The 13280-nt window shown below is 67.6% G+C and carries 12 protein-coding genes; 11 read left to right on the forward strand and 1 reads right to left on the reverse strand.

All coding sequences use genetic code 11. The annotated features are described in order from the left end of the window. Positions 1-36: 36 nt before the first annotated feature. The 9 genes from A5750_RS23405 to A5750_RS23445 all read left to right on the forward strand — a co-directional run bounded on the left by A5750_RS23405 (position 37) and on the right by A5750_RS23445 (position 10740). A complete protein-coding gene (locus A5750_RS23405) occupies positions 37-1050 on the forward strand; it encodes a methionine synthase (protein ID WP_067266072.1) in 1014 nt (337 codons plus the stop codon). A gap of 67 nt (positions 1051-1117) precedes the next feature. Further along, entirely contained in the window at positions 1118-1600 is a 483-nt protein-coding gene (locus tag A5750_RS23410) for an SRPBCC family protein (protein WP_066952447.1), read from the forward strand. Further along, a complete protein-coding gene (locus A5750_RS23415) occupies positions 1597-1920 on the forward strand; it encodes a helix-turn-helix transcriptional regulator (protein WP_066952449.1) in 324 nt (107 codons plus the stop codon). The genes A5750_RS23410 and A5750_RS23415 overlap by 4 nt, the downstream gene beginning before the upstream one ends. A gap of 36 nt (positions 1921-1956) precedes the next feature. After that, positions 1957-4038, forward strand: coding sequence for an NAD-dependent DNA ligase LigA (ligA, locus tag A5750_RS23420; protein WP_067266075.1), 2082 nt, complete (start codon positions 1957-1959; stop codon positions 4036-4038). A 4-nt stretch (positions 4039-4042) separates the two neighbouring features. Then, a complete protein-coding gene (locus A5750_RS23425; RefSeq protein WP_067266079.1) occupies positions 4043-5158 on the forward strand; it encodes a cystathionine gamma-lyase in 1116 nt (371 codons plus the stop codon). Positions 5159-5197: 39 nt separating this feature from the next. Beyond that, positions 5198-5794 carry a TetR/AcrR family transcriptional regulator gene (locus A5750_RS23430; protein ID WP_066952455.1) on the forward strand — a complete coding sequence of 199 codons (597 nt, stop codon included), beginning with the start codon at positions 5198-5200 and terminating at the stop codon, positions 5792-5794. 158 nt (positions 5795-5952) lie between these two features. Then, positions 5953-6399: an MmpS family transport accessory protein gene (locus A5750_RS23435; protein WP_197505510.1), complete on the forward strand. Its 447-nt coding sequence runs from the start codon at positions 5953-5955 to the stop codon at positions 6397-6399. A 7-nt stretch (positions 6400-6406) separates the two neighbouring features. Further along, entirely contained in the window at positions 6407-9316 is a 2910-nt protein-coding gene (locus A5750_RS23440; RefSeq protein WP_066952457.1) for an RND family transporter, read from the forward strand. 179 nt (positions 9317-9495) lie between these two features. Then, positions 9496-10740, forward strand: coding sequence for a glycosyltransferase (locus tag A5750_RS23445; RefSeq protein ID WP_066952460.1), 1245 nt, complete (start codon positions 9496-9498; stop codon positions 10738-10740). Between the two features lie 7 nt (positions 10741-10747). Here the strand turns inward: A5750_RS23445 and A5750_RS23450 are convergent, their stop codons facing one another. Then, positions 10748-11404: an amino acid-binding protein gene (locus tag A5750_RS23450; protein ID WP_156664398.1), complete on the reverse strand. Its 657-nt coding sequence runs from the start codon at positions 11402-11404 to the stop codon at positions 10748-10750. Positions 11405-11500: 96 nt separating this feature from the next. On the opposite strand from A5750_RS23450, the gene gatC reads away from it, so the two are divergent. Together gatC and gatA are read left to right on the forward strand one after the other, a co-directional pair. Next, positions 11501-11800: an Asp-tRNA(Asn)/Glu-tRNA(Gln) amidotransferase subunit GatC gene (gatC, locus tag A5750_RS23455; RefSeq protein WP_067266084.1), complete on the forward strand. Its 300-nt coding sequence runs from the start codon at positions 11501-11503 to the stop codon at positions 11798-11800. Continuing rightward, the gene (gene gatA / locus A5750_RS23460) at positions 11797-13278 is read left to right on the forward strand and encodes an Asp-tRNA(Asn)/Glu-tRNA(Gln) amidotransferase subunit GatA (RefSeq protein ID WP_067266087.1); all 1482 of its coding nucleotides are present in this window, start codon (positions 11797-11799) and stop codon (positions 13276-13278) included. Before gatC ends, gatA begins: the two co-directional genes overlap by 4 nt. The last annotated feature ends 2 nt before the right edge of the window (positions 13279-13280 follow it).

Below are 13280 nucleotides of genomic sequence, written 5' to 3' on the forward strand. Positions count from 1 at the left end.
TGGGCGTCCGAGGTGGCGTCGAATACGGTTGGGCGGGTGAGTGTTTTCGCGATCGGCAGTGGCATCGGGTCGTGGCCCGGCATCAAGCCCCGGGAGGCCGCCGAGGTCGTCGTCGGGGAGCTGGCCGGCGGGCTGCCCCACATCGTCGAGCTGCCCACCCGCGGAGTCGGCGCCGACATGCTCGGCCGGGCCGGCGCGCTGCTGATCGATGTGGCCATCGACATCGTGCCGCGCGGTTATCGCGTTGCCGCTCGGCCGGGGGCGGTCGTCCGCCGCGCGGTGAGTCTCCTCGACGAGGACATGGACGCGCTGGAAGAGGCCTGGGAGTTAGCCGGCCTGGGCGGTCGCGACCGCGTGGTCAAGGTGCAGGCTCCCGGGCCGATCACGCTGGCCGCGGAGCTAGAGCTGACCAATGGCCACCGGGCGATCACCGACCCCGGCGCCGTGCGCGATCTGGCGGCGTCGCTGGCCGAAGGCGTCGCCGCCCACCGCGCGGCGCTGGCCCGCCGCCTCGAAACACCGGTGGTGGTGCAGTTCGACGAGCCGGCGCTGCCGCGGGCATTGGGCGGGCGGCTGGGCGGTGTGACGGCGCTGAGCCCGGTGGCGCCGCTCGACGAAGCGGTGGCCGCCGCCCTGCTCAACACTTGTGTCGCCACGGTCGGAGGCGAGGTGCTATTGCACAGTTGCGCTCCGGAACTGCCGTGGAAGATGTTGCAGGACAGCAGCTTTAATGCGGTATCGGTGGACGCCAGCACATTGGGCGCGGCGGATCTCGACGGTATCGCCGCCTTCGTCGAATCGGGCCGCACGGTGATGTTGGGAGTGGTTGCCGGCAACGCACCGCCACGTCGGCCGTCGACCGAGGAGGTGGCCGCCGCGCTGGTTGCGGTGACGGATCGGCTCGGCTTCGCTCGTTCGGCGTTGCGCGACCGCATCGGCGTCACCCCGGCGTGTGGCCTGGCCGGTGCGACGCCCGAGTGGGCCCGTTTGGCGATCGAGCTGGCCCGCAAGGCGGCCGAGGCGTTCGCCGAGGACCCCGACGCCATCTGATAGGCAACCAAAAAGTTGCGCTTTTTCTGGTCGCGTGATGGACTAATAGGCAACCAGGAGGTTGCGTATGAGGATCGAGAAGAGCGTCGTGCTGCACGCACCGTTGGATCGGGTATGGCGGGCCATCAGCGACGCCGACGAGTTCGGCCGCTGGTTCGGCGTCCGCTTCGACGGGCCCTTCGTCGCCGGGACTTCGGTCGGCGCGGTGATCAGCCCGACAACGGTCGACGACGAGGTCGCCAAACGTCAGGAGCCGCACGCCGGGGTGAAAAGCACCTGGCACATCGTCGCGGTCGAGCCGCAGCGGCGGTTCGCCTATCGCTGGCATCCCTTCGCCGTCGACCCGGACGTCGACTACGAGCAAGAGCCGACCACGCTGGTCGAGTTCACCTTGTCGGAGGCTGCCGATGGCGTGCTGCTCACCATCACCGAATCCGGATTCGAGGACATTCCCGAAGCGCGCCGCCCGTCCTCGTTCGAGGCCAACGCCCAGGGGTGGGCTATCCAGGCGGGACTGGTGCGCAGGTATCTGGAAGAAGCCCGCGAATGAGTGGTCGCGTCGCCGTGGGCGCGCCGCTCTTCGACGCACTCGGTGATCCGAACCGGCTGCGCATCATCGTGCGGCTCTGCGATCTGGGCCCGAGCTCGACATCGCAGCTCACCGGCGTCATCCCGGTCACCCGGCAGGCTGCCAGCAAACACCTGCAGCTGCTGGAGTCGGCGGGTTTGGTGACCAGCAGCAAGCGGGGGCGCGAGCGGGTGTGGGCGGTGCGGACGGCCCCCTTGGCCCAGGCCAGTGACTACCTCACCGCGTTGTCGCGCCGGTGGGATGCGGCGGTGGACCGGTTACGGGCCTACGTGGAGGACTGAGTCGGGAGTGTCGGCGTTCTCGGATAGCCTGCGAGGGTGAGCTCACCAGAAGCTGATTCGGTGGCGCCCGAGGTCCGGCGACAGTGGCAGGAACTGGCCGATGAAGTCCGCGAACACCAGTTCCGCTACTACATCAAGGACGCGCCGATCGTCTCCGACGCCGAATTCGACAAGATGTTCAACGACCTTGTCGCGCTGGAGGACCGTTACCCGGAGCTGCGGGTTCCGGATTCGCCGACGCAGCTGGTCGGCGGGGCGGGCTTTGCCACCGACTTCACCGAGGCCGCGCACCTCGAGCGCATGTTGAGCCTCGACGACGTGTTCGACCGCGACGAGCTGGTCGCCTGGAGCAACCGCGTCGAGAATGAGATCGGCCGTGAGCCGCACTACTTGTGCGAACTCAAGATCGACGGGGTGGCGTTGTCGCTGGTGTACCGCGACGGCCGGCTGGAACGGGCCGCCACGCGCGGCGACGGCCGGGTCGGTGAGGACGTGACGCTCAATGCGCGCACCATCGACGACGTGCCCGAACGGCTTACCGCCGGTGCCGATTTGCCGCTTCCCGCCGTGCTCGAGGTACGTGGCGAGGTCTTCTTCATGCTCGCCGATTTCGAGGCGCTCAACGCCAGCCTGGTCGAGGACGGCAAGGCGCCGTTCGCCAATCCGCGTAACAGCGCGGCCGGTTCGCTGCGGCAAAAGAACCCAGCGGTGACCGCGCGGCGCAAGCTGCGAATGATCTGTCACGGCATCGGCCGCACCGACGGGTTCGCGCCCAAGACGCTGCACGAGGCCTACACCGCGCTGAAAACCTGGGGCCTGCCGGTGGCCGAAGAGACCGCGCGCGTGCGTGGCCTCGCAGCCGTGGAGGATCGGATCGGGTATTGGGGTGAGCACCGCTATGACATCGACCACGAAATCGACGGCGTGGTGGTCAAAGTCGATGACTTTGCGCTGCAGCGCCGGCTTGGAACGACGTCGCGGGCGCCGCGCTGGGCGGTGGCGTACAAGTATCCGCCCCAGGAGGCACAGACCAAGCTGCTCGACATCCGGGTGAACGTCGGACGCACCGGGCGCGTCACGCCATTCGCGTTCATGACGCCGGTGAAGGTGGCCGGATCGACCGTGGGGCTGGCCACCCTGCACAACGCCGCCGAGGTCAAGCGCAAGGGGGTGCTGATCGGCGACACAGTGATGATCCGCAAGGCGGGCGACGTGATCCCGGAGGTGCTCGGCCCGGTCGTCGACCTCCGGGACGGGTCCGAGCGCGAGTTCGTCATGCCGACAACGTGTCCCGAATGCGGAACCACGCTGGCGCCCGCCAAGGAGGGCGACGCCGACATCCGCTGCCCCAATGCCCGGTCCTGCCCGGCGCAGCTGCGCGAGCGCGTCTTTCACGTCGCGGGCAGGGGAGCGTTCGACATCGAGGGGCTGGGCTACGAGGCGGCCATCGCGCTGCTGAAGGCCGGGGTGATCGCCGACGAGGGCGACCTGTTCACCCTCACCGAGGAAGACCTGTTGCGCACCGAGCTTTTCCGGACCAAGGCCGGCGCGTTGTCCGCCAACGGCAGGCGGCTGCTCGACAACCTCGACAAGGCCAAATCGGTGGCGCTGTGGCGTGTCCTGGTGGCGCTGTCGATCCGGCATGTCGGGCCGACGGCCGCGCGCGCGCTGGCCACCGAGTTCGGTGATTTGGACGCGATCATGGCGGCGTCCACCGAGCGGCTGGCCGCGGTCGAGGGTGTCGGACCGACGATCGCCGCCGCGCTCACCGAGTGGTTCACCGTCGACTGGCACCGCGCGATCGTCGACAAGTGGCGGGCCGCCGGTGTGCGGATGGCCGACGAACGCGACGCCACCGTGCCCCGCACGCTGGAAGGGCTGACGATTGTCGTCACCGGTTCGCTCGCCGGTTTCTCGCGCGACGACGCCAAGGAAGCGATCATCGCGCGCGGGGGGAAGGCCGCCGGTTCGGTGTCGAAGAAGACCGACTTCGTCGTCGCCGGGGATGCGCCGGGATCCAAGTACGACAAGGCGATCGAGCTGGGCGTGGCGGTCCTCGACGAGGACGGCTTCCGAAAACTGTTGGCCGAGGGCCCGCCGGAAACACCGGCGGACTAGGCCGATGAGCGGTCGCTACGGCGATTCCACCCGCAGCCTCAAAGCGGCCAGCCCACAGGCGATCTCGGGGCAACCGGTGGCGCCGCAGGCGGTGCTGGCCGCCGCCTACCACCTGTCCGGCGACGAAACCGGTGCGTTGGACAGCTACGGCCGCAGCTCGAATCCCACCTGGCGGCAAGCGGAGTCGGCGCTCGCCGAGCTGGAAGGGGCGACCGGTGCGCTGGTGTTCGGCTCGGGTATGGCGGCCATCGGCGCCGTGCTGCGGGCGCTGGCGACGCCGGGATCGGCTCTGGTGGTGCCCGCCGACGGCTACTACCAAGTGCGCCGCTTGGCCAGGGAAGACCTGGTGCCCGCGGGTGTGACCGTCATCGAGGCGTCGAGCCCGCAGATGTATGACGCTGCCGCGGCCGCCGACGTGGTGCTGGCCGAAACTCCCACCAACCCGGCGTTGGATGTGATCGATCTGCACCGGTTGGCCACCGTCTGCCGTGGCCGCGGTGCACGCTTGATCGTCGACAACACCGCCGCCACCCCGTTGGGTCAGCAGCCGCTGTCGCTGGGGGCGGACGCGGTGGTGGCCAGCGCCACCAAGGCGTTGTCCGGTCACAGCGACCTGGTGGCCGGCTACGTGGCCACCAACGATCCCGAGTTGCTCGCAGGCGCGGAGCGCCAACGACTGCTCGCCGGTGCGATTCTGGGCGGGTTCGAGGCTTGGCTGCTGTTGCGCAGCCTGGCAAGTGCCGGTCTGCGCTTCGAGCGTCAATGCCAGAACGCCCGGGCGGTGGCGACGATGTTGGCCCGCCACCCTGCGGTCCGTGCGGTCCGCTACCCGGGGTTGGCCGAGGACCCGGCGCATCGCGTGGCCATGGCGCAGATGCGCCGGTTCGGCGGTCTGGTCTCGGCCGAATTGGCCGACGCCGCCGCGGTCCACACCCTCATCGACAACAGCGAGCTGCTCATCGCGTCCACCAGCTTTGGTGGCCTCCACACCTCGGTGGACCGCCGCGCACGCTGGGGCGATCATGTCCCCGAGGGGTTCGCGCGCATCTCGCTGGGCATCGAGGACACCGACGATTTGGTCGCCGACATCGAGCAGGCGCTCAACACCATCCGGTCATAAAGTGGCCCGCATCGCCGAAGCGGTCCTATCGTGGGCGCTATGACGCAGACGGTCGAGGAGTGCACGCAGGCATCGCCGTGGTCACCCCGCGAGGCCGAGATACTGGCCGTGACCCTGCGGCTGCTGCAGGAACACGGCTATGACCAACTGACCGTCGAAGCCGTGGCCGGTGCCGCCCACGCCAGCAAGGCCACGGTGTACCGGCGGTGGCCTTCGAAGGCGGAATTGGTCCTGGCCGCCTTCATCGAAGGCGTCCGCCAGGTCGCGCTTCCGCCGAACACCGGCACTTTGCGAGGCGATCTGTTGAGCCTGGGGGAGACGTGCGGTCAGCACGGCGCCGAGCACGCCAGCACCATTCGCGCGGTGATGGTCGAGGTGTCGCGGCACCCGGCGCTCAACGACGCTTTGCAGGAGCAATTCCTCAAGCAGCGCAAGGCGCTGATTCAGCATGTGCTGCATCAGGCCGTCGACCGCGGTGAGATCAGCGAGGAAGTCATCACCGACGAACTCTGGGACCTGCTGCCGGGCTACCTCATCTTCCGGTCCATCATCCCCGGCCGGCCACCCACCCGCCGCACCGTGCAAGCGCTCGTCGACGGGTTCCTCATCCCGGGTCTGACCAGAACCACCGCGTAACGGCGGGTTAATCCGCCGAGACGGAATGTGTACGCTCGCGTCTCTTGTACAGTACGGTCCCGTACCGTACTGTCATACCTGTCGATCACGCCCGGCCCGCCGGCTGCCGCCGTCGGTTCGGGGGTGACGGTGTCGCCCGATGATCGAAAGGTGAACGGGTGAAGGGGATTTCGTTGGCAGCCCTCGTCAAGCGCGGGTGGATGGTGATGGTTGCGGTGCTGGTCGTCGTGCTCGCAGGCTTCGCCATCTATCGCCTGCACGGAATCTTCGGCTCCCAGAGCAGCACCTCGGCCGACAGCGGTCTGGCCAACGAGATCGTCCCGTTCAACCCCAAGCAGGTGGTGCTCGAGGTCTTTGGCAGGCCCGGCGCAACCGCGACCATCAACTACCTTGATGTCAACGCCCAGCCGCAGCAAGTCAAGGACGCCCCGTTGCCGTGGTCGTTCACGATCACCACGACGGAGCCCGCGGTCATCGGCAACGTCGTGGCGCAGGGCAACGGAGACAGTCTTGGCTGCCGCATCACCGTCAACGGGGAAGTGAAAGACCAACGCACCGTTGACAAAGCCGACGCCTACACCTTCTGCCTCGACAAGTCTGGATGAATTCCCGATGAGCAACCACGAACAGTCGCGGGCCCGCGTCCCGCGCACCATCCGCCGGCTCGCATTGCCCATCCTGCTGTTCTGGGTGGCGCTGGCCGCGATCACCAACATCGCGGTGCCGCAGTTGGAAGAGGTTGGCAAGACGCACAATGTGGCGCTGAACTCGCCCGACGCCCCGTCGCTCAAGGCCATCAAGCGCATCGGTGAAAAGTTTCACGAGTTCGACACCGACAGCTCGGCCATGATCGTGCTGGAAGGCGACAAGCCGCTCGGCGCGGACGCGCACCGTTTCTACGACGAGATGATCCGCCGGCTCGAGCAGGACAAAAAGCACGTCGAGCATGTCCAGGACTACTGGGGCGACACCCTGACCGCGGCGGGGTCGCAGAGCAGCGACGGCAAGGCCGCTTACGTTCAGGTGAACCTCGCGGGCAATCAGGGCTCGGCGTTGGCGAACGAGGGCGTCGGGGCGCTGCGCGACATCGTCGAGCGCATGAAGCCGCCGCCCGGCGTCAAGGCCTACGTGACCGGCGCGGCGCCACTGATCTCCGACCAGTTCGACGTCGGCAGCAAGGGAACCGCGAAGGTCACCATGATCACCGTCGGCGTGATCGCCCTGATGCTGTTTTTCGTCTACCGTTCGGTGCTCACCACGCTGCTGGTGCTCGCCACGGTCCTGATCGAGATGTCGGCCGCGCGGGGCCTGGTCGCGTTTCTCGGGAACGCCGGCGTCATCGGGTTGTCGACGTATGCGACGAATCTGTTGACGCTCTTAGTGATTGCCGCGGGCACCGACTACGCGATATTTTTCGTGGGCCGCTACCAGGAAGCGCGCGGAACCGGTGAAGACCGCGAAAGAGCTTTCTACACCATGTATCACGGCACGACCCATATCGTGCTGGGATCGGGGCTGACCGTCGCCGGCGCGGTCGCCTGTCTGGGCTTCACCCGGCTGCCCTACTTCCAGAGTTTGGGTATTCCGGCCGCGCTGGGCATCCTCGTCGCACTGTGCGCCGCGCTCACCCTGGGGCCTGCGATCCTCACCCTGGGCGCCAGGGTGGGCATCTTCGACCCCAAGCGCGCGGTCAGAACTCGCGGCTGGCGGCGGATCGGCACCGCCATCGTGCGCTGGCCCGGTGCCGTTCTCGCCGCGGCCTGCGCGCTGGCCCTGGTCGGTCTGATCGCCTTGCCCGGATACAAGACCAGTTACGACACTCGTCCCTACATGCCCGCCAGCGCGCCGGCCAATGTGGGCTACACCGCCGCCGAGAAGCATTTCTCGCGGGCCCGGCTCGAGCCCGAATTGCTCATGGTCGAGACCGACCACGACATGCGTAACCCGGAAAGCATGCTCGTCCTGGACAAGGTGGCCAAGGCGGTATTTCACGTTCCCGGCGTCGCGCAGGTGCAGACCATCACCCGTCCGTTGGGCACCCCACTGGTCCACAGCTCGCTCGCGTTCGTGGTCAGCAATTCCAGCGCGGCGCAGCAGGAAAACCTGACCTATCAACGAGATCGGGCCGAGGATGCGCTCAAGCAGGCCAATGAACTGAACAAAACCATCAACATCCTCAGGCAGCAGTACGAGCTGCAGCAGCAGTTGGCCAACACCACCCACGACGAAACTCAAAGCTTTCACGACACTCTCGGCACAATTCAGGATCTGCGCGACAAGATCGCCAACTTCGACGATTTCTTCCGGCCGGTGCGGAGTTACTTCTACTGGGAAAGGCATTGCTTCGACATTCCGATCTGCTTTGCTTTCCGATCACTCTTCGACGCGCTCGACGGCATTGACCAACTCACCGAAAAGTTCGAAGGCCTCACGGCTTCGCTCGACAAACTCGACGCGCTGCAGCCGAAACTGGTGGCGCTCATACCTCCGCAGATCGACAGCCAGCAGACCAACCGCGATCTGACGTTGGCCAATTACGCGACGCTGTCCGGCATTTACGCGCAGACCGCGGCCGCGATCGACAATGCGACGGCGTTGGGGCGGGCCTTCGACGCCGCCAAGAACGACGACACCTTCTACCTGCCGCCCGACGTTTTCAACAACCCCGATTTCAAGCGCGGGCTGAAACTGTTCCTGTCACCCGACGGTAAGGCCGCGCGCATGATCGTCACGCATGAAGGCGATCCCGCGACGCCCGAGGGCATTTCGCACATCGATCCGATGGCCAAGGCCGCGCGCGAGGCCCTGAAGGGCACGCCGATGGCGGGCGCGGGGATCTATCTCGGTGGGACCGCCTCGACGTACAAGGACATCCAGGATGGCGCCAAGTACGACCTGATGATCGTGGCGTTCGCCGCGCTGAGTCTCATCCTGTTGATCATGATGATCATCACGCGCAGTCTGATCGCCGCGCTCGTCATCGTGGGCACCGTCGCCCTGTCGCTGGGCGCCTCGTTCGGGTTGTCGGTTCTGGTCTGGCAGTACCTCTTCGGCATCCAGTTGTATTGGGTCGTGCTCGCGCTTGCCGTGATCCTGCTGCTGGCGGTCGGATCCGACTACAACCTGCTGTTGATCTCGCGGTTCAAGGAAGAAATTCATGCCGGCCTGAACACCGGCATCATCCGCGCGATGGCCGGCTCCGGGTCGGTGGTCACCTCGGCGGGCATCGTCTTCGCCGTGACCATGTGTGCGTTCGTGTTCAGCGGTTTTCAGGTTCTCGGTCAGATCGGCACGACGATCGGTCTCGGCTTGCTGTTCGACACGCTGATCGTGCGCTCGTTCATGACGCCCTCTGTCGCAAAAATCCTCGGGCGGTGGTTCTGGTGGCCGCAGCGGGTGCGGCCGCGCCCGGCGAGCACCATGCTGCGGCCTTACGGTTCGCGGCCGGCGGTCCGGCAGCTGCTGCTGTGGGACGACGACGATCATGCGGTGCTGGCGGGATCGAACTCGCAGGCGCACTGATTTAGCCCGGTCGCAACCGCCGCGCCGCCACACCCCGCGCGGGGCGCCGGGCCGGTCAGTAGGATGCGTCCGACGACCGCTTGGTCTCCCTCGTGGCAGAGCGGGCGGGGCGATCGTAGGTTGCCGACCAAATCCGATGGGCAACCGTCACCCGACTCAACTCTTCGCGAGGTTCTCCCATGCATGTCGCACTGTTCACCGATCTCCATCCCGACGGCCTCGGGGGGACGCAGGTTTCGGTGGCCACCCAGCGTCGTGCGCTCGAGCAGTGTGGGCACCGGGTCACGGTCTTCACGGCACCGATGCCCGGCGCGGTCGATCCGGACCCCTGCGTCGTCGAATTGAAGCCGGTGCCCGTCATCGACCCGATCATGCGCAAATTGGGCAGGCATGAGGACTTTGTTCTGGTGTGGCCCTCCAAGGCGAATCGCGCGATCATCGACGAGGCGTTCGGCAGCCGGGGACCCATCGATATCGTGCACACCCAGGGTGACTTGGGTGTGGCGATAGCCGGGGTGGAAGCCGCTCGCCGCCACGGCATTCCGGTGGTTCAGACCAAACACACTCGCTACGACACGTATTTCGAGCAAGCCACCCCGGCCCCGCTGTTCCTGGCGATATTGGTCAGTCAGGTGCAGAAGCGGTACCTCGCGCAGGAATTCCACCTGACCCCCGAAAAGGAAAGTGCGGCTTCGCGACTGGCGTGGCGGTTCATGGTGGCGAACGCACAAGCCGTGGACCACCAGATCACACCGACGCGGCATTTCGCGCGGTCGCTGGCCAAACGCGGGGTGACCCGTCCAATATCGGCGATTTCCAACGGCTTTGACGATGACGTCGTCGACCGGGCCCGGACGGCCGTGGTCGGCGCCTTGTCGGACGACGAGCCGCTCCGACTCGTGTGGTGTGGGCGCCTATCGTCGGAGAAGCGGGCTCTCGAAGCGATCGAGGCCGTCGCCCAGGTCGACAACTGCACACTCGACATCTACGGCCAGGGTCACCTCGAGGCGTCGATGAGGAAACTCATCCACTCGGCCGGACTCTCTGACCGAATCCGCCTGCACGGCCGGGTCGACCGCGAAGCCTGCCTGGTCGCGATGGGATCGAGCGATGCGCTGCTGTTCACGTCCTATGATTTCGACACCCAGGGGCTCGTCCTCCTGGAAGCGGTGGCCATGTCGTCGCCCGTCATCTACTGCGACCCCGCGCTGAGCGAAACCGTTCCGGAAGGCGGGGGCATCCTCGCCGCTGACCCGTCCCCGTCCGCACTGGCGGCGGCGATTCGTGCGCTCGCCTCGGACCGCGACCGATTGCGGGAAATGTCCGGCGTCGCCACCGAACACCGCGACAGCGGCCGTCAATCCGTGCAAACGGAGAAGATCATCGCCATCTACAACAGCCTGCTGGACCCGGTGCCCGCATAGCCGGCGTTCAGCGCAGCATGGTGGCGACGATCCCGGCCAGATAGCCCAGGCGAGCCACCTCCGACGGCCGGAATTCCGGGCCCGGGCGGCCGAGCACGACGGCCGTATGCGGATCGCCCAGCGGGGCGGCGACCATCGTGGTGTCCATGTCGCGCCACGACTGTGGCACCCACTCGCCCGTGCTGTCCAGCGTCGCGGCCCGTTCGATGGGCAACCACGGGGCGGAATCCGCCCGCGTCTCCGGCGTACCCGGGCTGAAGGCCAGGCGCTGAAGCTCATCGCCCGTGCCGCGCAGCACGGTGCACCAACTGACGCGCAGCACCCTGGGCGCCTCGTTGGCCAGCACCTGTAGCCGCGACGCCTTGTCGCCCGCGGCCGCGACATGGTCGAGCAGCTCGAGCTCGCGATGGGCTTCCAACAACCCGGTGTGCGGGCGCACGCTCTCCACCCGGACGCCGGAAAGCGACTCCGCGGCGGTGATCAGCGTGTCCGGCATCGCCCCCAGCGGCAACTCGATCACCAGGTCGTCGATGGCATAGCCCGAGCTGCGCTCGACCACGTCGAGCGACAGGATGTCGGCGCCCACCGAACCGAGCGCCACGGCCAGCGAGCCCAGGCTGCCCGGGCGGTCGACCAACTCGATGCGCAACAGATACGACGGCACGGCCAACACTGTTACACAGCGATGCGTGGACTGCATTTTCGCGCAGAACCAACGGGCCTGAACCCGCCCGCACACTCGCGGCTAGGCTTTCCTGTCGTGTCTCAGATCTCCCGCGACGAGGTGGCGCACCTGGCCCGGCTGTCCCGGTTGGCGCTCACCGATAGCGAGCTCGACAGCTTCGCCGGCCAGCTCGACGCCATCCTGACCCATGTCAGCCAGGTGCAGGCGGTCGACGTCACCGGCGTCGAAGCGACCGGCAATCCGCTCAAGGACGTCAACGTCACCCGCCCGGACGAACCGACCCCCTGCCTGACCCAGCAGGAGGCGCTGGCCGAGGCGCCCGCGGCCGCCGATGGCCGCTTCGCCGTGCCGCAGATCCTGGGAGACAGCGAGTGAACGACGTCATCCGCGCCGACGCCGCGACCCTGGCCGCCCGGATCGCCGCCAAGGAACTGTCGTCGGTCGAGGTCACCCAGGCGTGCCTGGACCAGATCGCCGCGACCGACGACCGGTATCGCGCCTTCCTGCACGTGGCCGCCGACGAGGCGCTTTCCGCGGCGGCCGTGGTCGACGCGGCGGTGGCCGCGGGGGAGCGCCTGCCGTCGCCGCTGGCCGGGGTGCCGCTGGCGCTCAAGGACGTCTTCACCACCGTCGACATGCCCACCACCTGCGGCTCCAAGATCCTCGAAGGCTGGCGGTCCCCCTACGACGCCACCGTCACCATGCGGTTGCGTGCCGCCGGCATCCCGATCCTCGGCAAGACCAACATGGACGAATTCGCGATGGGCTCGTCGACGGAGAACTCCGCCTACGGGCCCACCCGCAACCCGTGGAACCTCGACCGGGTGCCCGGCGGGTCCGGCGGAGGCAGCGCGGCGGCGTTGGCCGCATTCCAGGCGCCGCTGGCCATCGGATCCGACACCGGCGGCTCGATTCGGCAACCGGCGGCGCTGACGGCGACGGTCGGCGTCAAACCCACCTACGGCACGGTGTCGCGCTACGGGTTGGTGGCGTGCGCGTCCTCGTTGGATCAGGGCGGCCCGTGCGCGCGCACGGTGCTGGACACCGCACTGCTGCACCAGGTGATCGCCGGGCACGACCCCCGCGATTCCACGTCCGTCGACGCCGCGGTGCCCGATGTCGTCGGGGGCGCCAAGGCGGGTGCGGCCGGTGACCTCAAGGGCGTGCGCGTCGGGATCGTGAAGCAGCTGCGCGGCGACGGCTACCAGCCGGGAGTGCTGGCCTCCTTCGAGGCGGCCGTCGGTCAGCTGACCGAACTGGGCGCCGAGGTGAGCGAAGTCGACTGCCCGCACTTCGAATACGCGCTGGCCGCCTACTACCTGATCTTGCCGTCGGAGGTGTCGAGCAACCTGGCCCGCTTCGACGCGATGCGCTACGGCCTGCGCGTCGGTGACGACGGGACGCACAGCGCCGAGGAAGTGATGGCGCTGACCCGGGCCGCCGGTTTCGGACCGGAAGTCAAGCGGCGCATCATGATCGGCACCTACGCGCTGTCGGCCGGTTACTACGACGCCTATTACAACCAGGCGCAGAAGGTGCGCACGCTGATCGCCCGCGACCTCGACAAGGCGTACGAGTCCGTCGACGTGGTCGTGTCGCCCGCGACCCCGACCACCGCCTTCGCGCTCGGCGAGAAGGTCGACGATCCGCTGGCGATGTACCTGTTCGACCTGTGCACGCTGCCGCTGAATCTGGCCGGCCACTGCGGCATGTCGGTGCCGTCGGGGTTGTCGCCCGACGACGGCCTGCCCGTCGGGCTGCAGATCATGGCGCCGGCGCTGGCCGATGACCGCCTGTACCGGGTGGGCGCCGCCTACGAGGCCGCCCGCGGCCCGCTGCCGTCCGCCATCTGACC

The sequence above is a fragment of the Mycobacterium sp. 852002-51613_SCH5001154 genome, assembly GCF_001667425.1.
Lineage (GTDB): Bacteria > Actinomycetota > Actinomycetes > Mycobacteriales > Mycobacteriaceae > Mycobacterium.

Bases quoted from the DNA above. Each gene is read 5' to 3' on its own strand.
- A5750_RS23410 (WP_066952447.1), top strand. From the start codon at position 1,118: ATGAGGATCGAGAAGAGCGTCGTGCTGCACGCACCGTTGGATCGGGTA.
- A5750_RS23440 (WP_066952457.1), top strand. From the start codon at position 6,407: ATGAGCAACCACGAACAGTCGCGGGCCCGCGTCCCGCGCACCATCCGC.
- A5750_RS23425 (WP_067266079.1), top strand. From the start codon at position 4,043: ATGAGCGGTCGCTACGGCGATTCCACCCGCAGCCTCAAAGCGGCCAGC.
- A5750_RS23430 (WP_066952455.1), top strand. From the start codon at position 5,198: ATGACGCAGACGGTCGAGGAGTGCACGCAGGCATCGCCGTGGTCACCC.
- A5750_RS23415 (WP_066952449.1), top strand. From the start codon at position 1,597: ATGAGTGGTCGCGTCGCCGTGGGCGCGCCGCTCTTCGACGCACTCGGT.
- A5750_RS23445 (WP_066952460.1), top strand. From the start codon at position 9,496: ATGCATGTCGCACTGTTCACCGATCTCCATCCCGACGGCCTCGGGGGG.